19 protein-coding genes are annotated in these 20,541 nt (G+C 62.5%); 5 read left to right on the plus strand and 14 right to left on the minus strand.

Going from position 1 to position 20,541, the window contains the following annotated elements; genetic code table 11:
- Nucleotides 1-73: 73 nt before the first annotated feature.
- On the minus strand, nucleotides 74-346 hold the full coding sequence (locus V1273_RS30950; RefSeq protein WP_334411825.1) for a hypothetical protein: 273 nt from the start codon (nucleotides 344-346) through the stop codon (nucleotides 74-76).
- A 92-nt stretch (nucleotides 347-438) separates the two neighbouring features.
- On the minus strand, nucleotides 439-591 hold the full coding sequence (locus V1273_RS30955) for a hypothetical protein (protein WP_334380102.1): 153 nt from the start codon (nucleotides 589-591) through the stop codon (nucleotides 439-441).
- A 304-nt stretch (nucleotides 592-895) separates the two neighbouring features.
- Between V1273_RS30955 and V1273_RS30960 the strand changes: the two genes are divergently transcribed.
- Nucleotides 896-2,254 (plus strand): oligosaccharide flippase family protein, encoded by a 1,359-nt coding sequence (locus tag V1273_RS30960; RefSeq protein ID WP_334411826.1) that lies wholly within the window; start codon nucleotides 896-898, stop codon nucleotides 2,252-2,254.
- Between the two features lie 544 nt (nucleotides 2,255-2,798).
- The gene (locus V1273_RS30965) at nucleotides 2,799-3,626 is read left to right on the plus strand and encodes a sulfite exporter TauE/SafE family protein (RefSeq protein WP_334380099.1); all 828 of its coding nucleotides are present in this window, start codon (nucleotides 2,799-2,801) and stop codon (nucleotides 3,624-3,626) included.
- Nucleotides 3,627-3,763: 137 nt separating this feature from the next.
- On the opposite strand, the gene V1273_RS30970 is transcribed toward V1273_RS30965, so the two are convergent.
- The 12 genes from V1273_RS30970 to cysG all read right to left on the minus strand — a co-directional run bounded on the left by V1273_RS30970 (nucleotide 3,764) and on the right by cysG (nucleotide 15,133).
- The gene (locus V1273_RS30970; protein WP_334411827.1) at nucleotides 3,764-4,552 is read right to left on the minus strand and encodes a 3-hydroxybutyrate dehydrogenase; all 789 of its coding nucleotides are present in this window, start codon (nucleotides 4,550-4,552) and stop codon (nucleotides 3,764-3,766) included.
- A 5-nt stretch (nucleotides 4,553-4,557) separates the two neighbouring features.
- Nucleotides 4,558-5,733 carry a patatin-like phospholipase family protein gene (locus V1273_RS30975; RefSeq protein WP_334365161.1) on the minus strand — a complete coding sequence of 392 codons (1,176 nt, stop codon included), beginning with the start codon at nucleotides 5,731-5,733 and terminating at the stop codon, nucleotides 4,558-4,560.
- A gap of 137 nt (nucleotides 5,734-5,870) precedes the next feature.
- On the minus strand, nucleotides 5,871-6,368 hold the full coding sequence (locus V1273_RS30980) for a CAP domain-containing protein (protein WP_334365162.1): 498 nt from the start codon (nucleotides 6,366-6,368) through the stop codon (nucleotides 5,871-5,873).
- A 91-nt stretch (nucleotides 6,369-6,459) separates the two neighbouring features.
- Nucleotides 6,460-7,509 carry a sulfate/molybdate ABC transporter ATP-binding protein gene (locus tag V1273_RS30985; protein ID WP_213248446.1) on the minus strand — a complete coding sequence of 350 codons (1,050 nt, stop codon included), beginning with the start codon at nucleotides 7,507-7,509 and terminating at the stop codon, nucleotides 6,460-6,462.
- Entirely contained in the window at nucleotides 7,499-8,476 is a 978-nt protein-coding gene (cysW, locus tag V1273_RS30990; RefSeq protein WP_334411828.1) for a sulfate ABC transporter permease subunit CysW, read from the minus strand. The genes V1273_RS30985 and cysW overlap by 11 nt, the downstream gene beginning before the upstream one ends.
- A 10-nt stretch (nucleotides 8,477-8,486) precedes the next feature.
- A complete protein-coding gene (cysT, locus tag V1273_RS30995; protein WP_334369038.1) occupies nucleotides 8,487-9,293 on the minus strand; it encodes a sulfate ABC transporter permease subunit CysT in 807 nt (268 codons plus the stop codon).
- A 69-nt stretch (nucleotides 9,294-9,362) separates the two neighbouring features.
- Nucleotides 9,363-10,352: a sulfate ABC transporter substrate-binding protein gene (locus tag V1273_RS31000; RefSeq protein WP_334365164.1), complete on the minus strand. Its 990-nt coding sequence runs from the start codon at nucleotides 10,350-10,352 to the stop codon at nucleotides 9,363-9,365.
- Nucleotides 10,353-10,489: 137 nt separating this feature from the next.
- Complete coding sequence (locus tag V1273_RS31005; protein WP_442893781.1) at nucleotides 10,490-11,212, minus strand: phosphoadenylyl-sulfate reductase; 723 nt, start codon at nucleotides 11,210-11,212, stop codon at nucleotides 10,490-10,492.
- Nucleotides 11,213-11,217: 5 nt separating this feature from the next.
- A complete protein-coding gene (locus V1273_RS31010) occupies nucleotides 11,218-11,733 on the minus strand; it encodes a DUF934 domain-containing protein (protein WP_334365167.1) in 516 nt (171 codons plus the stop codon).
- Nucleotides 11,720-13,375 carry a nitrite/sulfite reductase gene (locus V1273_RS31015; RefSeq protein WP_334411829.1) on the minus strand — a complete coding sequence of 552 codons (1,656 nt, stop codon included), beginning with the start codon at nucleotides 13,373-13,375 and terminating at the stop codon, nucleotides 11,720-11,722. Before V1273_RS31015 ends, V1273_RS31010 begins: the two co-directional genes overlap by 14 nt.
- A gap of 13 nt (nucleotides 13,376-13,388) precedes the next feature.
- On the minus strand, nucleotides 13,389-13,700 hold the full coding sequence (locus V1273_RS31020; RefSeq protein ID WP_065747452.1) for a DUF2849 domain-containing protein: 312 nt from the start codon (nucleotides 13,698-13,700) through the stop codon (nucleotides 13,389-13,391).
- Nucleotides 13,697-15,133: a siroheme synthase CysG gene (gene cysG, locus V1273_RS31025; protein ID WP_334411830.1), complete on the minus strand. Its 1,437-nt coding sequence runs from the start codon at nucleotides 15,131-15,133 to the stop codon at nucleotides 13,697-13,699. Before cysG ends, V1273_RS31020 begins: the two co-directional genes overlap by 4 nt.
- Before the next feature lie 253 nt (nucleotides 15,134-15,386).
- Between cysG and cysD the strand changes: the two genes are divergently transcribed.
- The 3 genes from cysD (at nucleotide 15,387) to V1273_RS31040 (ending at nucleotide 20,484) form a co-directional block, all read left to right on the plus strand.
- Complete coding sequence (gene cysD / locus V1273_RS31030) at nucleotides 15,387-16,181, plus strand: sulfate adenylyltransferase subunit CysD (protein WP_028349295.1); 795 nt, start codon at nucleotides 15,387-15,389, stop codon at nucleotides 16,179-16,181.
- Nucleotides 16,182-16,205: 24 nt separating this feature from the next.
- Nucleotides 16,206-18,122: an adenylyl-sulfate kinase gene (cysC, locus tag V1273_RS31035; protein WP_334411831.1), complete on the plus strand. Its 1,917-nt coding sequence runs from the start codon at nucleotides 16,206-16,208 to the stop codon at nucleotides 18,120-18,122.
- Nucleotides 18,123-18,321: 199 nt separating this feature from the next.
- Nucleotides 18,322-20,484, plus strand: a complete 2,163-nt coding sequence (locus V1273_RS31040; protein WP_334411832.1) for a malate synthase G — start codon at nucleotides 18,322-18,324, stop codon at nucleotides 20,482-20,484.
- Nucleotides 20,485-20,541: the final 57 nt, after the last annotated feature.

Here is a 20,541-nt window from a genome sequence, read left to right on the forward strand (position 1 = left end):
CGGTGCAGCGACGCTTTCCAGTCAAAGGAGAGCCGGCGCCTGGCAGCTCTCCTCTTCAGCAACGTGTGTCCTCCTAGCTCTTCTGGCCGCTCATCTGCTGAGCGCGCATATAGCTCTTGCAAGCGCTACGCATGTCGCCCTTTGACATGGCGGCATTCGCCGCACCCATCTCTTTCATCATCGCAAATTTGCCGGGGCTATCAGGCATAGCGTTACCGGACGCGACGAGCTTGGCCATGTTTTCGCTTGTGCAACCCGTCTTCTGGGCAGAAGCCTTCTGGGCAGAAGCCGGGCTGACAGCCAGCGCGGTGGTGATCGTTACGGCGGTGACAAGCAGTAGTTTCATATCTTTCCTCCCCGGCCGCACCATGCGGCCGAAGCTCAAGTTATAAAAAGCCAGAAAAGTTCCGCCAACCCCCGGGGCCAACCGGCATGAAGCTACGAAACCGGGGATACCTGCACGGCTGGCGGGGGCCTGTGGGTCGGTATGGGATCGGGCGCGTTGATGACGTAGAGCGCGCCGGCCACCAGCATGATGGCAGCGATCACCAATCCCAACATGGCCAAGACCAGATCGTTCGGGTCATCCATCTCGCGGCCCGGACATGCGGGCGTTCGGGTGCGATGGCAGCCATCGCCTTTGGCTATCCGCGCGAGCGCCTGCAATGAATAACGGCGGGTCCGAAGACCTTTGGCTATCCGCGACATGCGCCGTTGTGAACGGCGGGCGATGGCTCCGCGGCATCAAACGACGGCTCAGCTGTTTTGTTCCTGACTTCGTCGTTTCGCAGCTTCAGGCGACAGCACACCCAACCGAATCTTAACGAATGGTTGATACATCCGATCGTCGCCGCCGCCTCGCGGCACGTTTCGGGGATGTACTGTTGTGGCCGTAATGGATTCGCAATCCGCAACCGCTCCGCCTGGTGGCGTGATCGCGCGCCTGCGTGCGCTGCTTGGCGGCTCCAGTGAAGCCTCCGTTACAAGGCGGCTGGCCGGCACGATCTTCGTGATCCGCGTCTTCAGCGCAGCGCTTGCCTATTTCTCGCAGATCCTGCTGGCGCGCTGGATGGGTGGCTCGGACTACGGCGTCTACGTCTATGTCTGGACCTGGGTGCTGCTGCTCGGCAGCATGATGGATTTCGGCATCTCGGCATCCGCGCAGAAGCTCATTCCGGAATATCGTACACGCGGCGAACATGCGCTGCTGCGCGGCTTTCTCTCCGGCAGCCGATGGATGACGTTCGCAGTCTCCTCCATCGTCTCGCTGCTGCTGGCGGGCGCGGTGAAGGGATTGTCGCCGTGGATCGACGGCAACGCGATCGTTCCCCTCTACATCGGTTGCCTGACACTGCCGGCATTCGTCGTCGCCAACACCCAGGACGGTATCGCCCGCTCGCACGACTGGATGCGGCTTGGCCTGGTGCCGCAGTTCATCGCGCGCCAGTCGCTGATCATTGGCCTGACCGCCGGCGCCTTCGTGCTCGGCTTCAATCTTGGCGCCACCGCCGCGATGTGGGCCAGCGCCGCGGCGGTATGGATCGCGATGATCGGCCAGATGATCGTGCTCAACCGCAAGCTCGGCGGCCACATCGAACCCGGCCCCCGGGCCTACGACTTCCGCGGCTGGCTCGCGGTCTCGCTACCGATCCTGATGGTGGAGAGCTTTTATCTGCTGTTGTCATACACCGACGTACTGGTGCTACAGCAATTCCGCCCCTCGGAAGAGGTCGGCATTTATTTTGCCGTGATGAAGACGCTGGCGCTGGTCTCCTTCATTCACTACGCGATGGGGGCTTCGACTGCGCATCGCTTTGCCGAGTATCACGCGCAGGGCGACAAGCCGCGGCTGTCGGCCTATGTGGCGCATGCGATCCAGTGGACGTTCTGGCCGTCGCTCGGCGCGACCATTCTGCTGCTGGCGCTGGGCAAGCCGCTATTGTGGCTGTTCGGACCGCAGTTCGTCGTCGGCTATGACATCATGTACATTGCAGCGATTGGCCTTGTGGTGCGTTCCGCCATCGGCCCGGTCGAGCGGCTCCTGAATATGCTCGGCCATCAGCACATCTGCGCGCTGGCCTATGCACTCGCCTTTGTCATGAACGCTGTGCTGTGCGTCGTCCTGGTGCCCCACTTCGGCGGCCATGGCGCGGCAGCGGCGACCTCGATCTCGCTGACGTTCGAGACGGCGCTGCTGTTCTGGATCGTGCGCCGGCGGCTCGGACTACATGTGCTGGCGTTCGGGAAGCGCTGATCCTGGAGGCCACTGGAGCGGTTGGAAGACGGCCTTTGCAAAATTTCGCAAAGCATGAAGCTCGTCTATTCAAGACGAGCGCTCGCTGATCTCGATGGAATTTCGGCCTATTACGCGGCCTTACGCAAGCTCCGCGATAGCTGATTCCGTCGGACGACGGCTGAAAGATGTCATCGACCGCATTTGCGGCGCCCCTGATTCTGCTCCGAGAGTCTCGCAGAGATCTCCGTGTCGTAACCGTCCTGCGTTATCCGTTCCGGATTTTCTATCGTGCGCAAGGACCCGATCGATATCCTGCACATCCGACATACGTCGCGACGGCCCGTTAACGAGGTTGACCAGTAGGGCACCGCCAGGCGGCCGACAGCATCGGCGAGGCAGGACACCGGTTTCGCTCTGCACCGCCAAATTGGGGAAAATAACCACCGGATTCCGATGTGCGCATGAAATATTCTTATTTCACCCGATGCGCCGCCATCGATAGGACGTTTATCCCCTGCGTTGATATATACTCGCACATGCCAAATGGAACTTGCACCCGGAAATGATTGATCCACTTTATGTTGCGTCGGGATTCGGCGTCGGCTTGCTGGTCGGAATGACCGGTGTCGGCGGTGGCTCGCTGATGACGCCGTTGCTGATTCTACTATTCGGCATCCACCCGTCGACCGCTGTCGGCACCGACCTTCTATATGCCGCGGCCACCAAAACGGGCGGCAGCCTGGTGCATGGCTTTGCACGCAGTATCCACTGGCCGGCAGTGATGCGCCTTGCCAGCGGCAGCATCCCGGCAAGCGTCGTTACCTTGCTCGTGCTGTGGCAACTCGAGCTCAAGGGGGAGGCCGCGCGCAGCCTGGTCAATCTGGTGCTGTGCTTCGCGCTCCTCCTCACGGCGACATCGTTGATCTTCCGCAGGGCGATCATGGATCACTATCGCCGCCGCATGGAAGGGTTCGATGCCGCGGCGACCGGCCGCGCCACCGTGATGGTCGGCGTGGCGCTTGGTGTGCTGGTCTCGATTTCATCCGTAGGTGCCGGCGCAGTCGGCGTCACCGCGCTCTTGCTGCTCTATCCGCGCCTGCCGATGGCGAGCATTGTCGGCTCCGACATCGCGCATGCGGTGCCGCTGACATTGGTAGCCGGCATCGGACACTGGGCGCTGGGTTCGGTCGATTGGGCGCTGATGAGTGTGCTGTTGATCGGATCGCTGCCCGGCATCGTGATCGGCAGCTACTGCGCGGTTCGCGTGCCGGAGACGGTGCTGAGGGTGGTGCTGGCCTCAGTCCTGATTCTGGTGGCCAGCAAGCTCGGCTTCAACGAGCTGCATTTTTCTCAGAGCATCGCAGCCGTGACCGGGAGCGTCGCCCATTAGCGCGTTTTCCAGCGAAGTGGACACCGGTTCGCGTCAAGAAAACGCGTCAAAACAAAAACCCAGAGCCGGTTCTGATTGAATCAGAACCGGCTCTGGGCGCGCTTCCCGGGCCGTTCGAAATTCCTCGTTCGCAATTGCTATGCAGCGGTCCATCCGCCGTCGATCGACAGATTGGCGCCGGTGATCTGGGCGGCATCGTCGCTGCACAGGAATATCGCCAGTGCGGCGACCTGTTCGGAGGTCACGAACTCCTTGGTCGGCTGCGCCTCCAGCAACACGTCGTTGATGACCTGCTCCTTAGTCAGGTTGCGCGCTTTCATGGTGTCGGGAATCTGCTTCTCCACCAGTGGCGTCCAGACGTAACCGGGGCTGATGCAGTTGCAGGTGATCTTGAACGTCGCAAGCTCCAGCGCCACCGTCTTGGTGAGGCCGGCAATGCCGTGCTTGGCCGAAACGTAGGCCGCCTTGAACGGCGACGCCACCAGCGAATGCGCGGAAGCCGTGTTGATGATACGGCCCCAGCCGCGCTTCTTCATGCCGGGGACAGCGGCACGGATGCCGTAGAACGCCGACGACAGGTTAATCGCAATAATGGCTTCCCACTTCTCGGGCGGAAACTCCTCGATCGGCGACACGAACTGGATGCCGGCATTGTTTACGAGGATATCGACCGAACCAAACGTCTTCTCGCCAAGCGCGACCATTTCGGCAATCTCGGCGGGCTTGGTCATGTCGGCGGGCGAGTGCACGGCGCGGACCTTGAAGTCGGTCTCGATGCCGGAACGCTCGCGCTCAATATCGGCCGGCACGCCCATGCCGTTGAGGACGACATTGGCACCGGCGGCGGCAAAAGCGCGCGCGTAAGCCAATCCGATGCCGCTTGTCGAGCCGGTCACGACAGCGGTCTTGCCTTTTAACGTACCCATTCCATTCACTCCTGCTTGCCTGCGGCGGTCTTCGAAACATCCGCCGTCATATCGTAGGCCATCATGGTCTGGCCGGATTGCGGACGCTCCAACACATCCTTGTGACGCATCGACAGATGAACGTCGCGGACGCCTGCGTTCCAGTGTTCGACCATGGCGACATGCGAAAAGTCGTAATCCTTGGATGACGTTTCGTAGTTCTTGCTCTTGTAAATCAGATGCACGACGGTGACGGTGTTTTCCTTGGCCGCGTTGCAGAGAACTGCCACCGACGGATCGTTCTTGAGATCATCGGGCAGCTTTTCGAGCAGCTCGCGCAGCGCCTTCCGCGCGTTGTGCACCTGCTTGTTCTTGTCGGTAGCCATCCGGGTGCGGCTGGAATAGCGGATGTCCTTTTCCCGCTCCGCGGCCTCCAGCAGCGACGTCGGCAATTCGCCGCGCGCGCTGAACAAATCGACCTGAAAGATCAGGAGATCGCGATTGGTCTCCTCGCCCAGCACGTAATCAAGCGGCGTGTTGGAGGCGATGCCGCCGTCCCAGTAGTGCTCGCCTTCGATCTCGATGGAAGGAAAGCCGGGCGGCAGCGCGCCGGAGGCCATGATGTGCTCCGGGCCGATCTTCTTGCCGCGCTTCCTGAAATCGAAATTGTCGAAATATTTCAGGTTGCCCGAGGTTACCCCGACCGCGCCGACGCTGAGCCGCGTCTTCAGATCGTTGATGCGGTCGAAGTCGACCAGCCGCTCCAGCGTTTTCTTCAGCGGCGCAGTGTCATAATAGCTTTGCGATTGCCGGCTGCCCGGCGGCCACAAAGGGGCAGGCGGAATGCGCGGCGTGAAGAAGCCCGGTACGCCGAAGGTCGCAATCAGCGCGGCGCTGGTTTCGTTGAACAGCGAGCGCGCGCGGTCACCTGATGCGACAGGCTTCCATGGCACCGGAGATGACACCAGCTCCCAAAATTCCTTCAGCCGATCGACGCGCTTTTCGCCTTCGTTGCCGGCAATGATCGCGGCATTGACGGAGCCGATCGAAATGCCCGCGATCCATTCAGGTTCAAACCCCGAGCGGCACAGCGCCTGAAAGGCACCTGCCTGATAGGAACCGAGCGCGCCGCCGCCTTGCAGGACCAACACACGCTGCGCTTTGGCGGGCGTGGTTGCCGGCGCAGTATCGGAATAATCCATCGTGACCGTCGGCTAGTGGACAATGACCGGGGCACCGTGGCGGCAGTTCGCGACGGCGTCAATCAGGCAAGATCGAAGCCGGGATCACGCCGAGTTTATCGGCTTGTGAGACGTCGAAGCCCGAATCCGGCGTTGCCTCAGGTTGATGCAAGGATCAGCGTCCAGAACACTTTGTATTTGGTATTTGGAGAGTAAACTGCGGCGATGCCCAATTTTGTGACACCGTTCTTGAGCATATTGGCCTTGTGCGGCGGCGAGTCGCGCCAGCCGGAAAAGGCTTCCGCCATCGTGTGATAGCCGGCCGAGATATTCTCGACGGCAAGCTTCGCCGGATAGCCTGAGGCCCCCAGCCGCTTCTCCAGCGGGCCCTTCACATTGTGGTCCATCTTGTTGCGGGCCGCCATCGCCTGGGACTGCTGCTCCGCCAGCTTGATCAGATCGGGATCGACCACGACGGCGCCGAGGCCGTTGTTCTGGCGATATTGCGAGATCAGGATCGCTGCCGCCACAGGGTCGAGCGTGGCGCCGGGTTGGGCCATGTCGAGATACATGGCCGGTTGTTCCGGAATTTTGACGTCTGCCGAGCAGCCGGCAAGCAGCAATAGGCCGATAATGGCGGTGGTCGCCCGTTTCACTGAAAGAATCCCCCGAAGAGCCCCTAAGCCTGGACGGACGCTTGTTGCATACCAACCGTGGCTGAATGGTGAACGGGCCGTCGTTTCGACGTCATTCCTGCGCGGCAAAGATCCGGTAGCGGCGGGGTTGCAGGCTGATGATTTCGCCGGCCTGGAGTTCCCGGTCCCGGGGGGCGTCGATCTCGATCACGGTCTTGCCCTCCCCGCCCGTCAAGGCGATCTCCGCCCGCTGGATCGGGCCGAACGAGCGGACATGGCGCACCGCGCCCTCCAGCGAGCCGGTTCCGGCGGGCCCGATCTGCATGTCGTGGCGACGGACGAACAGCTTTGAGGCGCCGGAGGCCGCACCATCGGCGGCGATATTAAGCGGCCGGCCGCCGAGCCGCACCGAGCCGCCTGAGACCTCGACCGGCAGCACGATGGATTCGCCGATGAAGCCGTGGACAAAGGCGGTCGCCGGATTGTCATAGACATCGCCGGGCGTGCCGATCTGCTCGATGCGCCCCTTGTCCATCACCACCACGCGGTTGGCGACTTCCAGCGCCTCTTCCTGGTCGTGGGTGACGAAGATCGAGGTGACATGGATTTCGGAATGCAGCGAACGCAGCCATTGCCGCAGCTCTTTGCGCACCTTCGCGTCGAGCGCGCCGAAGGGCTCGTCGAGCAGGAGAATGCGCGGCTCGATCGCAAGCGCGCGGGCGAGCGCAATGCGCTGCCGCTGGCCGCCCGACAACTGGCTGGGATAGCGGTTTGCCAGCCAGTCGAGCTGCACCAGGTCGAGCAATTCCTTGACGCGGGCACGGATCGTGGCCTCGTCCTTGCGGACGGCGCGCGGCTGCACGCGCAGGCCAAAGGCGACGTTCTCGAACACCGTCATGTGGCGGAACAGCGCGTAGTGCTGGAACACGAAGCCGACGTGGCGCTCGCTGGCGCCGTGTCCCAGCGCATCCTCGCCATCGATCCGTACCTCGCCTGCATCGGGCCAGTCGAGGCCTGCGATAATCCGCAGCAGCGTGGTCTTGCCCGAACCGGATGGCCCAAGCAGTGCCAGCAATTCGCCCTTGCCGACCTTCAAATCGACATTGTCGAGGGCTGCGAACGCGCCGAATTTCTTGACGATGTTTTTGACTTCAATGGTCACTTGGATTGTCCCTTGGAATCTGTCCTTCGTCGTCCAGACGCTGCTCGAGAACGGTCTTCACGACCAGCGTGATCAGGGCCAGCATCGCCAGGAGCGAGGCAATCGCAAACGAGGCTACGAATTGATATTCATTATAGAGGATCTCGACCAGTAGCGGCATGGTGTTGGTCTCGCCGCGGATATGGCCCGACACCACCGACACCGCGCCGAACTCGCCCATGGCGCGCGCATTGCACAGCAGTACGCCATACAACAGGCCCCATTTGATATTGGGCAGAGTGACGCGGAAGAAGGTCTGCAGGCCTGACGCTCCCAGCGAGATCGCAGCTTCCTCCTCCTGCGTGCCCTGCTCCTGCATCAGCGGGATCAGCGAGCGGGCCACAAACGGAAACGTCACGAAGATGGTCGCGAGCGCAATGCCGGGCACAGCGAACAGAGTATGGACGTTGTGGGCCTGCAGCCAGGTGCCCCAATAGCCCTGCGCGCCGAACAGCAGCACGAAGACGAGGCCCGAAATGACCGGACTGACCGAGAACGGCAGGTCGATCAGCGTGACCAGGAAGGTCTTGCCGGGGAAATCGAACTTTGCGATCGCCCAAGCCGCGATCACCCCGAACAGCAGATTGAGACCGACCGAAATCGCCGCCACCAGCAGGGTCAGCCGGATTGCCGACAGCGCCTCCGGCTCGGCCAGCGCGGCGAAATAGGCACCGAAGCCTTTCGACAAGGCCGATGCGAACACCACAACCAGCGGCAGCACGACAAAGATGGTGAGGAAGCTTACGGCAAGCGCGACGATGACGAAGCGGACCGGCCCCGGCTCTGTCCGAAAATCATTGGGTGAAGCAATCGCCCGCGGACGCTCGCGAGCTTCGCGGCGCGACAGCGAGGAAATGGCCGCCCCCGCCGTTGACGCGTAGGCCTTTAGCGGCGCCTCCGGAGTCACAAAGCTCGTTTGCGTCGACATCGATCGGCTCTCAATGCGCGGGAATGCGGATTTGCGCCCAGCGTTGCAGGCGATTGACGGCAAAGATGATCACGAACGAAGCCAGCAGCATGACGACGGCAATCGCCGTCGCATCGGCGTAGCGAAATTCGGATAACCGGATCACGATCAGCAGTGGCGCGATCTCCGATACATTGGGCAGATTGCCGGCGATGAAGATCACCGACCCGTATTCGCCGACCGCGCGCGCGAATGCCAGCGCAAAGCCGGTCAGCAGCGCTGGAATCAGGCTCGGCAAAATCACCCGGAACACGGTGTGCCAGCGGTTGGCGCCGAGGCTTGCGGCCGCTTCCTCGATTTCCGGATCGAGATCGATCAGGACGGGCTGAACCGTCCGCACCACGAAGGGGATGCCGATAAAGACCATCGCGATAAAGATCCCGATCGGCGTGAACGCCACCTTGATGCCGAGTTCAGCCAGCGGCGCGCCGAGCCATCCCTTCTGTGCGAACAATTGCGTCAGCGCCACACCCGCAACCGCGGTCGGCAGCGCAAAGGGAATATCGACGATAGCATCGAAAATTCGCCGGCCCGGAAAGCGGTAGCGCACCAGCGCCCACACGATGATGGTGCCCATCACCAGGTTGACGCAGGCTGCGGCAAAGGAGAGACCGAACGAAATCTTCAGCGCATTCAGCGTGCGGCGACTGGTGAGAATTTCCCAGAACTGCGCCGGCGAAAGCTCGAGCGTCTTGAGGAACAGGCCGGCGAGGGGAATGAGGATGATAACGGAGAGCCACGTCAGCGTCAGGCCCATGGTGAGACCAAACCCTGGCAGGCTGCTTTGCCGCGCGACCGCTGTGTTCACAAATCCCCCTGCTTCCGCTACGGCCGCCCGTTGGCCAGATCAGTTCTTGTAAATCTGGTCGAAAATGCCGCCTTCGCCGAAGTGATCTTTCTGCGCCTTGGTCCAACCACCAAAAACTTCGTCGATCGTAAAAAGTTCGACCTTGGCGAAGGATTTTTCATGCTCCTTCGCAATTTCCGCATCGCGCGGACGATAGGAATTGCGCGCGGCGATTTCCTGGCCTTCCTTGGTATACCAATACTTCAGATAGGCTTCGGCGACGGCTCGCGTGCCTTTTTTATCGGCAACCCTGTCGACGACCGAGACCGGAGGCTCAGCGAGAATCGACAATGGCGGCGCCACGATCTCGAACTTGTCCTTGCCGAATTCGCGCTGCGCCAGGAACGCCTCGTTCTCCCACGCCAGCAACACGTCGCCGACGCCGCGCTCGACGAAAGTTACGGTCGAGCCGCGCGCGCCAGTATCGAGCACCGGCACGTTTTTGAAGAGATCGGCGACGAACTTCTTCGCCTTGTCGGCGGAACCGAATTTCTTTTCGGCAAAGCCCCATGCCGCCAGGTAATTCCATCGCGCGCCACCCGAAGTCTTCGGGTTCGGCGTAATCACCTGCACGCCGGGCTTGATCAGATCGTCCCAATCCTTGATCGCTTTTGGGTTACCCTTGCGCACCAGGAATACGATCGTCGAAGTATACGGCGATGCATTGAGCGACAGGCGCTTCTGCCAATCCGGCGCCACCAGCCCCTTCGCAGCGATGGCGTCGATGTCATAGGCCAGCGCCAGCGTGACAACATCGGCCTGCAGCCCGTCGATTACCGCGCGCGCCTGCGAGCCCGAGCCGCCATGCGACTGCTTGATCTCGACGCTCTTGCCGTTCTCTTTCCGATAGGCCGCCGCGAACGCCTTGTTGAAATCGGCGTACAGCTCGCGCGTCGGATCGTAGGACACGTTGAGCAACGTGTAGTCGGCAGCGAAGGCCGAACTCGCCCAGAGCAATCCGGCAACAAGCGGCAGAATGCGACGGATCATCGTTGATCTCCATTCGGCTTGACGAAGCATATCATCAACCACGAATGCATAAGTCGCGACGAAAGGCCGCTTAGTCAATGAAACCACATTTCAATGTTTGCGGTTCCGCGGCTTCCTTGTCCTATGAAGTCCGGACTCTAGGAAGTTTTGGTCGTATGGATGCCGCATTCCGTCTTGGGCCTGCCGCGCCAGCGACCGGCGCGGGCGTCCTCGTCCGGCGCCGTGCGGCTCGAACACGGCATGCACCCGACCGACAGGTAGCCAGAGGCGACCAGCGGATGCGGCGGCAATTTGGCGAGCTTGTAGATCGCCTCAATCTCTTCGCGCGACACGTTGGCAAACGGATTGAATTTCAGCTTATCGCCGTCGTCCTCGACAACGGGAATCTCAGCGCGCGCGCCGCCCTGAAAACGCTTGCGTCCGTTGATCCAGGCCGAGAACGGTTTGAGCGCCCGCGTCAGCGGCTCTACTTTACGGATACGGCAGCAGGCGTCGGGGTCGGAAAACCACAATTCACGATCGGGATCCTGGCGTGAGACCGCTTCAGCCAGCGGCTTGATCGAGCGGACGTCGCGGAGACCAAGCGCAGCAATCAGCGTATCGCGATAGGCGAGCGTCTCCTCGAACAGCCAACCTGTATCGAGGAAGATCACGGGAATCGCGGGATCGACGTCCGCCATCACCTTTAGCAGCGCCGCCGATTCCGTACCGAACGACGACACCAGCGCAAGCTGCGCGCGGCCGATGGTCTTCAGCGCGGTTTCAATGACATGCGCCGGCGAAGCGTCGCGCAAGGTATGGTCGAGCGTCTGCGCCGAATGAAGGATCGCTGGACCCGCAGCGACCACCTGCTGTGAAATCGTGCTCACTGGCCGGCACTCTCCGAATGACGCAACTGCATCCGCCGATTGAGCGCCGTGACGCGGCCATCGCCGGTCGGCTGGTAGAACACCGAATAGCGCTTCACGGTCTCGGCGAAGGCATCGGCGTCGGCATCCTTCTTCACCTCGAACGCGTCGAAGCCGGCACGCGACATGAACACGAACTGGTCGCGCAGCACCTGGCCGGTGGCGCGCAGCTCGCCGTCATAGCCATGCCGCTCGCGCAACAGGCGCGCCTGGCTGTAGGCACGGCCGTCGCGGAAGGTCGGGAATACCAGCGCGACGGCGGCCAAGCGATCGAGATGGGGCACGAGGTCGTCGACGGCACGGCTGTTCGGCCAGATCACGCCGGTTTTGCCGGCGCGCTTGAGAATGGCTTCCGGATCTTCGAGGAACCGCGCCGACGAAATGAGCACCGCTCCGTCGCCCGGCAATTCGGCGCCATCGGCAACATGGACGAACAGGTCGGTGGTGATTCTTCCGTTCTTAACGAGTGGCATAGACCCGCTCCTTGAATGGCTCGACGCCCAGACGCTTGACCGTATCGACGAACAGTTCTTCGGGACGGTCGCGGAGCGCGAGATAGGCTTCGACAATGTCTTCGATCACGTCGGCAACTTCCGCATAAGGGACAGCCGGGCCGATCAGCGCGCCCATCTGCGCGTTCTCGTCGGCGCGACCGCCGATCGTGATCTGGTAAAACTCCTCGCCGTTCTTCTCGACGCCGAGGATGCCGATGTGGCCGACGTGGTGATGGCCGCACGCGTTGATGCAGCCGGAGATGTTGATGTGCAGCCGGCCGATCATGTCGGCGGTGTCGTGGTTGGCAAAACGCCGGGTCAATTCCTGTGCGATCGGAATCGAGCGCGCGTTGGCGAGCGAGCAGTAGTCGAGCCCTGGGCAGGCGATGATATCGGTGACCAGATTGACGTTCGGCGTGGCGAGCCCGAGACGGTCGAGCGCCTTCCACAATTGCGGCAGGTCGCGCTTGGCAACATGCGGCAACGCCAGGTTCTGCTCGTGGCCGACGCGGATTTCGCCGAAGGAGTATTTGTCGGCGAGATCGGCGATCGCGTCCATCTGGTCGGCGGTGGCATCGCCGGGCGGGCCGCCCACCGGCTTCAGCGACAGCGTCACGATCGAGTAACCCTGCACCTTGTGCGGGGCCACCGAGTTCTTGCGCCAGCGCTCGAACAGCGGATCATGCGCGGCCTGCTTCAGCTCGTCCGGCATGTGCGGAAGCTTCTCGTAAGCCGGATAGGAGAAGCGCGAACGCACCTCCTCGATGACGGAATGGTCGAGGGTCAGGGCGCCGTGGCCCATCTGCCTCCATTCCTCGTCGACCTCACGTGCGAACTTCTCGATGCCGAGCTCATGCACCAGGATCTTGATGCGCGCCTTGTAGATGTTGTCGCGGCGGCCGTACTGGTTGTAGACGCGCAGGATCGCCTCGACATAGCTGAGAATGTCGCGGCCGGCTACGAACGGCTTGATGGTCTTGGCGATGAACGGCGTGCGGCCGAGGCCGCCGCCGACCAGCACCGCGAAGCCGGTCTCGCCGTCGGCGTTCTTGTGCAGGCGCAAGCCGATGTCATGGATCTTGATCGCGGCACGGTCGTGCTCGGATGCGGTGATCGCAATCTTGAACTTGCGCGGCAGGAACGAGAATTCCGGATGCAGCGTGGTGTGCTGACGCAGGATCTCCGACCAGATGCGGGGATCCTCGACCTCGCCGGGCGCGACGCCCGCCCATTGGTCCGAGGTGACGTTGCGCATGTTATTGCCCGAGGTCTGCATCGCGTGGATACCGACCTCGGCAAGCTCGGCCAGCGCATCGGGCAACTCGGCAAGCTTGATCCAGTTGAACTGGATGTTCTGCCGCGTGGTGAAATGGCCGTAACCGCGGTCGTAGCGGCGGGCAATATGGGCGAGCCGGCGCAACTGCTTCGACGACAACGTGCCATAGGGGATCGCGACGCGGAACATGTAGGCGTGCAATTGCAGGTACACGCCGTTCTGCAGCCGCAGCATCTTGAATTCGTCCTCGGTGAGTTCGCCCGAGAGGCGGCGCTTCACCTGATCGCGGAATTCCGAAACACGCTCGTTGATAAGCGTGCGGTCGAGTTCGTCATATGCATACATGATGGATCAGCCTTTAGGCCGGAAGAAGGTCGATGGTGAGACCCTTCGACCGGATGTGTTCGCGGAGATTGCCGGGCTTGACCACCCCGCCCTTGAGCTCGACCGGCGCGATATAGGCACCGACTGCGCCGACGTCATCAGCAGCGCTTTCGGCGAGCAACGCACGCGCATCGTCCGATGTGCTCACGATCGCAGCGTCGGACAGAGCGGTCGACCAACCCTGTTGTGCGGTCCGGTAGACCACGGCGCCATCCCAGGTGCGGTTGGCGGTCACTACCGACGGCCCGGTGATTCTGATTTTCTTTTGTTCGAGCGGAGAGGTCATTCGGCAGCATCCAATAGTTTTGAGATGACTTGATTGAGGTTGGACTGGCGCCACGGCGCGGAATGCGCGACGACGTCGCCGATGATGAGGACGGCGGGGCCGCCATCGATTTTTTCGACCAGCGCGGGAAGGTTTTCGAGCGTCCCGACCACGGCCTGCGCATCCGGCCGCGTTACGCGCGCGAACACGCCGACGGGCGTTTGCGGCAACCGGCCGGCAGCCAACAGGCCCGCGCGGACCGCCGGCGCGGCGGTCATGCCCATATAGACCACGATGGTCATCTTCTTGTCTGTCAGCACCGACCAGTCGACGTTCTCGGCATCCTTTGCCTTGTGCGCGGTCAGGAAAGTGATGCGCAGCGCTTCATGCCGATAGGTCAGCGGCACCTCGAACTGCGCGGCAGCGCCGAGGCCTGCGGTAATGCCCGGCACCACCGAATAGGCGACGCCTGCGGCGCGCAACACTTCGATCTCCTCGCCACCACGGCCGAAGATATAGGGATCGCCGCCCTTCAGCCGTACCGCGCGCTGTCCAGATTTTGCAGCCTCGATCAGCAGTTTGTTGATCGCATCCTGGCCGATGCCCGGCTTGCCGACACGGCGGCCAACGGGAATGCGCGAGGCGTCGCGGCGCACGCGATCGAGAATTTCCGGCGACACCAGCTCGTCGTAGAAAACCACGTCGGCATCCTGCAGCGCACGCAGCGCCTTGATGGTCAGCAGATCCGGATCGCCCGGCCCCGCACCGACCAGCGTCACCCTGCCCTCGGCCTTGCCGTCCTTGCTCGCGCCGGCGAAGACGGAGGGATCGGCGATTTCATTCAGCGCGGCTTCCGCCTCGGCCTTGCGCCCGGCCAGAACCAGCGCACCGATCGGACCGTCGATCACGCGCTCCCAGAAGCGGCGGCGCAGCGCAAATTCGGGAATGCGCGCATGCATCGATTTACGAAAGCTGCCGATGAGGGCGGCGAGATCGCCGATGCGCGCCGGCAGCACCGCTTCGATGCGCTCGCGCACGCGACGCGCAACCACCGGCGACGCGCCGCCGGTGCCGACGGCGACGACGACGTCGCCGCGATCGACGATCGCGGGAAAGATGAAAGTGGAATGAGCGAGATCGTCCATCACGTTGACGGGCAGACCGACCGCCTTCGCGCGCACTGACATCGCAACGCCGATATCACCAGCACCGGCGCAGAGCACTGCGATGACGCCTGAGAGATCGGCCGTGAGCGGATCGCCGGCTGCGCGTTCGATCCGTGCGGCAGCGGCCGCATCGAGTCCCGAAACGTCATGGCTGCCGTCGGTCGCATACCAGCGAATGTTTGCACCGGCCGATGCCAAGAGGCGCAGCTTCGCGCGCACGAGTTCGCCGGCTCCAACGAGCAGCACCACGCCGCTTTGCAGATCGAGAAACACGGGCAGAAATCGCATGCGAAACTCGCTTCCCCCACTTCGGGGTTGACTGGAATTATTTTCTATATATGTGTCGTTCAGCGCCCGCAAAGAGAAAATTTTTTCTTCTCTGTTGCATCGCGACTATAGAATTTTCGCCCACCAAGGCCAAGGCCCAGAGATGCATCTTCTCAACTCCGACTCCGCCAATGACCGGTTGCGTGGCGCCGACCGCAAAAGCGGCGCCACCGTCGAACAAATTTTCACCGATCGACGGCTGCCGCCGCCCTCGATGGATCATCTCGACGAGCTCGAGGCACAGAGCATCTACATTCTGCGCGAGGCGTTCGCGCGGTTGAAAAAACTCGCGCTGCTGTGGTCGCTCGGGAAAGATTCCAACGTGATGATCTGGCTGGCGCGCAAGGCCTTCTTCGGCCGCGTGCCGTTTCCGGCGCTTCACGTCGATACCGGCAAGAAATTTGCCGAGATGTACGCCTTCCGCGATCGCTTCGGAAAAGAGTGGGACCTCGATCTGAAGGTCGAACCCTGCCCGTCGATCGATGCCGTCGATCCAACGCTGCCGCCGGCCGCACGTTCGGCTGCCCGCAAGACCGAAGGGCTGAAGTGGGCACTGACCAAATATGGTTTCGACGGATTGATTGCCGGCATCCGCCGCGATGAGGAGGCCACGCGCGCCAAGGAGCGCGTGTTCTCGCCGCGCGGACTCGAAGGCGGCTGGGACGTGCGCGACCAGCCCCCGGAGTTCTGGGACCAGTTCAACGCATCAGTGCCGCAAGGCGCACATTTACGCGTCCATCCGATCCTGCATTGGACCGAGGCCGACATCTGGGCCTACACCAAGCGCGAAAACATTCCGATCATTCCGCTCTATCTCTCGAAGGACGGCAAGCGCTATCGCTCGCTGGGCGATCAGGACATCACCAATCCGGTAGCGTCGACCGCCTCCAGCATCGACGAGATCCTCGCCGAGCTCGACGGCACCAAGGTGCCGGAGCGCGCCGGCCGCGCGCTGGATCATGAAACCGAAGATGCTTTCGAGCGGCTGCGTGTCGCCGGCTATCTCTAACGGACATTTGCTGTGAGCGTTGCAATGAACATGATCCTGCCTGCCAGCGTTTCGGCAACACCGAACGGCACCACCCGCCCGCAAGTCCGCATCGTCATCGTCGGTCACGTCGATCACGGCAAATCCACGCTGGTCGGCCGCCTGCTGCACGAAACCGGCAGCCTGCCCGAGGGCAAGCTGGAGATGCTCAAAGCCGTCAGCGCACGACGCGGCATGCCGTTCGAATGGTCGTTCCTGCTCGATGCGCTGCAGACCGAACGCGACCAGGGCATCACCATCGACACCACGCAAATCCGCTTCCGCACCCGCTCGCGCGACGTCGTACTGATCGACGCGCCCGGCCATGCCGAATTCCTGCGCAACATGATCACCGGCGCCTCGCAGGCCGACGGTGCGGTGCTGATCATCGACGCGCTGGAAGGCGTACGCGACCAGACCCGGCGGCACGGCTATCTGCTGCATCTGTTGGGCATCAAGCAGGTCGCGATCGTCGTCAACAAGATGGACCGCGTCGATTTCAGCGCTGATCGCTTCAAGGAGATCAGCGACGAAATTTCGACCCATCTCATCGACCTTGGCGTGACGCCCTCGGCTGTGATTCCGATTTCCGCACGCGACGGCGACGGCGTTGCGGAGCAGACGCCACGGATCGGCTGGTACCAGGGACCAACCGTCGTCGAAGCGCTTGACGCGCTCGAGCCGGCGCGGCCGCTGGAGCAACTGGCGCTGCGGCTGCCGGTGCAGGCGATCTACAAGTTCGACGACCGCCGCATTGTTGCGGGCCGCATCGAGTCCGGACATCTGAGTGCCGGCGATGAAATCGTCATCATGCCCGCCGGCAAGATCGCGAAGATCAAGACGGTGGAGAGCTGGCCGGTGACGCCGCTGAAGGGCAGTCATGGCGCCGGTCGTTCGGTCGGCATCACGCTCGACCGCGAATTGTTCGTCGAGCGCGGCGATGTCATCGCCCATGCGGGAGCTACCCCGCGCGACACGCGGCGGATTCGCGCGCGCATTTTCTGGCTGCACGACAAGCCGCTGTCGAAGGGCGACCAGATCCTGATCCGCCTCGGCACGCGGGAAACCCGCGCCAGCGTGGTAGCGATCGAGAAGGCAGTCGATCCCGGTGAACTCTCCAACGAGGAGACCACGGCGATCGCGCGCAATCATGTCGGCGAAATCGACATCTCGCTGGCGCAGCCGATCGCGGCCGATCCCTATCAGGAAAATTCGCGCACCGGTCGGCTGGTAATCGAGGTCAATGGCCGCATCGCCGGCGGCGGCCTCGTGCTGTCGGTCGACGCCGGACAGCGCGCCGTTCCGATCGACATCGTGCCGGTGGAATCCGCATTGCGCCCCGAAGAGCGCTCAGCGCGCTACCGCCACAACGGCGCGGTGATTTGGCTGACCGGCTTGCCGGGTTCGGGCAAATCGACGCTGGCGCGCGCACTCGAGCGACGGCTGTTTTCGCGCGGCGGCTCGCCCATCCTGCTCGATGGCGACACGCTGCGCGCCGGCCTCAACGGCGATCTCGGCTTCTCGGCGCAGGACCGCACCGAGAACATCCGCCGGCTGGCGGAAGTTGCGACCCATCTGGCGCGCAACGGGCACATTGCCGTCGTCGCGGCGGTCTCGCCGTCGGCGGACGATCGCGCAGCCGCGCGCCGCATCGCCGACGCTTCGTTCCGCGAGATCTACGTCGCGACGCCTGCCGAAGTCTGCGAGAGCCGCGACCCCAAGGGCCACTACGCCAAGGCGCGCGCCGGCACGCTGCAGGCGTTCACCGGGATCGGCAACGACTACCAGCCGCCGGCCCAGGCGGAGCTGCGCATCGACACCTCTGCGCGCTCAGTTTCGGACGCAACCGACGAGATCGAGCGAATGCTGGCGGAGACCGGCATTCTGTTCGACGAATTGGTGGATCTGGCGGCGAACATCTAAAAGCGTTTTCGAGCGAAGTGGACACCGGTTCGCGTGAAGAAAACGCGTCCAAATAAGGCCTTCCACTTCTTTTTGGGGCCTTCTCATCGACCCGGCTTTAGGGCTAAAAGGGCGGCCAATGCCGCCCCTTTGGCGCGTTTTCTGCTGCTTTTCACCGGAAAGCAGCCTGTAAACGCCATTTCTTTTGAGAAAGCCCGTCATGAATCGTGTCGATGCCCACGGATTGAAGATCGCCCCTGTCCTGTTCGACTTCATCGCTAAGGAGGCGACCCCCAAGACCGGGATTGCGCCCGATGCATTCTGGGCCGGCGTCGCCGCCATCGTCAAAAAGCTCGGGCCGAAAAATCGCGAGCTGCTCGCCCTCCGCGACGCGCTGCAGGTCAAAATCGACGGCTGGCATCGCGCCAACAAGGGCAAGGCGTTCGACATGAACGCCTATACGGCGTTCCTGAAGGAGATCGGTTATCTCCTGCCCGAGCCGGCTACGCAGAAGGTCGAGACATCAGATGTCGACGAGGAGATCGGCAAGATCTGCGGACCGCAGCTCGTCGTTCCCCTGACCAACGCCCGCTACGCGCTGAACGCGGCGAATGCGCGCTGGGGCTCGCTCTATGACGCCTTCTACGGCACCGACGCGATTCCGCACGATCCGAGCGAGGCTGGCCGCGGCTACAGCAAGGCGCGCGGCGACAAGGTGATCGCCAAGGCCAAGGCGTTCCTCGATTCCGCCGTGCCGCTCGCGACCGGCAGCCACACCGATGTGACGTCGTACAGCGTCATCGCCGGGCAGCTTGCGGTGAAACTGAAGAGCGGCAATGCCACCGCGCTAAAATCTGCTTCGCAGTTCGCCGGCTACCAGGGCGACGCCGCTCAGCCTTCCGCGGTCCTGCTCGTCAACAACGGCATGCATGTCGAAGTCAAGATCGACCGCAATCATGCGATCGGCAAGGACGATCCGGCCGGTGTCGCCGACATGATTCTGGAATCGGCGGTCTCGACCATTCTCGACATGGAAGACTCGGTTGCCGCGGTCGACGCCGAAGACAAGGTGCTGGTCTATCGCAACACGCTCGGCCTGATGAACGGCACGCTTTCGGCCGACTTCGAAAAGGGCGGCAAGACGGTTCAACGATCTCTCAACCCTGACCGCGTCTACAAGACGCCCGACGGCAAGGAGCTGACGCTGCACGGACGCAGCCTGCTGCTGATGCGCAATGTCGGCCATCACATGTTCACCGACGCCGTGCTCGATGAAAAGGGCGAGGAGATTCCGGAAGGGCTGCTCGATGCTGCGGTGGCCGGTCTGCTCGCGATCCACGATCTCAAGGGCAATTCGAAGGTCAGGAATAGCCGCACCGGCTCGGTCTATATCGTCAAGCCGAAGATGCACGGCCCCGATGAAGTCGCGCTGACCTGTGAATTGTTCGGCGAGGTGGAAAAGCTGCTCGGACTGCCCGAGAACACCATGAAGGTCGGCATCATGGACGAGGAGCGCCGCACCACGGTGAACCTGAAGGCCTGCATCCAGAACGCCTCGAAGCGCATCTGCTTCATCAACACCGGCTTCCTCGACCGCACCGGCGACGAGATTCACACTTCGATGGAAGCGGGTCCGATGATCCGCAAGAACGACATGAAGGCGCAGCCCTGGATCAAGGCCTATGAGGACTGGAACGTCGACATGGGCCTGATCGACGGCCTGCCCGGCCATGCCCAGATCGGCAAGGGCATGTGGGCGGCACCCGACAAGATGGCCGACATGCTCAGCCAGAAGCTCGGCCATCCACAGGCCGGTGCGACCACGGCATGGGTGCCGTCGCCGACGGCGGCCACGCTGCACGCGCTGCATTATCACCAGATCAACGTGATCGCGCGACAGGAAGAGCTCGCCAAGGGCGGCCAGCGCGCAAAACTCTCCGACATCCTCACCATTCCGGTTTCGCAGTCGAACTGGGCGCCCGACGACGTGAAGCAGGAGATCGACAACAACTGTCAGGGCATCCTCGGCTATGTCGTGCGCTGGATCGACCAGGGCGTCGGCTGCTCCAAGGTGCCCGACATCCATGATGTCGGCCTGATGGAAGACCGCGCGACGTTGCGGATTTCCAGCCAGCATCTGGCGAACTGGCTGGCGCATGGCGTCGTCAGCAAGGATCAGGTGATGGAATCGCTGAAGCGCATGGCCGTCGTAGTGGACAAGCAGAATGCCGGCGACCCGCTCTACAAGCCGATGGCGCCTTCGTTCGACGGCGTTGCCTTCCAGGCCGCCTGCGATCTCGTCTTCAAGGGCCGCGAGCAGCCGAACGGCTACACCGAATACATCCTCACCGCGCGCCGCCGCGAGGCAAAGGCGGCAGGCTGATCCCGCCGCGACACGTCACGATGCCGCATTGGTTCTGGCGGAACGCCTGAGCTTTTT

It is taken from the genome of Bradyrhizobium sp. AZCC 1721, from assembly GCF_036924715.1.
Classification (GTDB): Bacteria; Pseudomonadota; Alphaproteobacteria; order Rhizobiales; family Xanthobacteraceae; genus Bradyrhizobium.

Bases quoted from the DNA above. Each gene is read 5' to 3' on its own strand.
- V1273_RS30950 (WP_334411825.1), bottom strand. From the start codon at position 346: ATGAAACTACTGCTTGTCACCGCCGTAACGATCACCACCGCGCTGGCT.
- V1273_RS30955 (WP_334380102.1), bottom strand. From the start codon at position 591: ATGGATGACCCGAACGATCTGGTCTTGGCCATGTTGGGATTGGTGATC.
- V1273_RS30960 (WP_334411826.1), top strand. From the start codon at position 896: ATGGATTCGCAATCCGCAACCGCTCCGCCTGGTGGCGTGATCGCGCGC.
- V1273_RS30965 (WP_334380099.1), top strand. From the start codon at position 2,799: ATGATTGATCCACTTTATGTTGCGTCGGGATTCGGCGTCGGCTTGCTG.
- V1273_RS30970 (WP_334411827.1), bottom strand. From the start codon at position 4,552: ATGGGTACGTTAAAAGGCAAGACCGCTGTCGTGACCGGCTCGACAAGC.
- V1273_RS30975 (WP_334365161.1), bottom strand. From the start codon at position 5,733: ATGGATTATTCCGATACTGCGCCGGCAACCACGCCCGCCAAAGCGCAG.
- cysW (WP_334411828.1), bottom strand. From the start codon at position 8,476: ATGTCGACGCAAACGAGCTTTGTGACTCCGGAGGCGCCGCTAAAGGCC.
- V1273_RS31000 (WP_334365164.1), bottom strand. From the start codon at position 10,352: ATGATCCGTCGCATTCTGCCGCTTGTTGCCGGATTGCTCTGGGCGAGT.
- V1273_RS31010 (WP_334365167.1), bottom strand. From the start codon at position 11,733: ATGCCACTCGTTAAGAACGGAAGAATCACCACCGACCTGTTCGTCCAT.
- V1273_RS31015 (WP_334411829.1), bottom strand. From the start codon at position 13,375: ATGTATGCATATGACGAACTCGACCGCACGCTTATCAACGAGCGTGTT.
- V1273_RS31020 (WP_065747452.1), bottom strand. From the start codon at position 13,700: ATGACCTCTCCGCTCGAACAAAAGAAAATCAGAATCACCGGGCCGTCG.
- cysG (WP_334411830.1), bottom strand. From the start codon at position 15,133: ATGCGATTTCTGCCCGTGTTTCTCGATCTGCAAAGCGGCGTGGTGCTG.
- cysD (WP_028349295.1), top strand. From the start codon at position 15,387: ATGGATCATCTCGACGAGCTCGAGGCACAGAGCATCTACATTCTGCGC.
- cysC (WP_334411831.1), top strand. From the start codon at position 16,206: ATGAACATGATCCTGCCTGCCAGCGTTTCGGCAACACCGAACGGCACC.
- V1273_RS31040 (WP_334411832.1), top strand. From the start codon at position 18,322: ATGAATCGTGTCGATGCCCACGGATTGAAGATCGCCCCTGTCCTGTTC.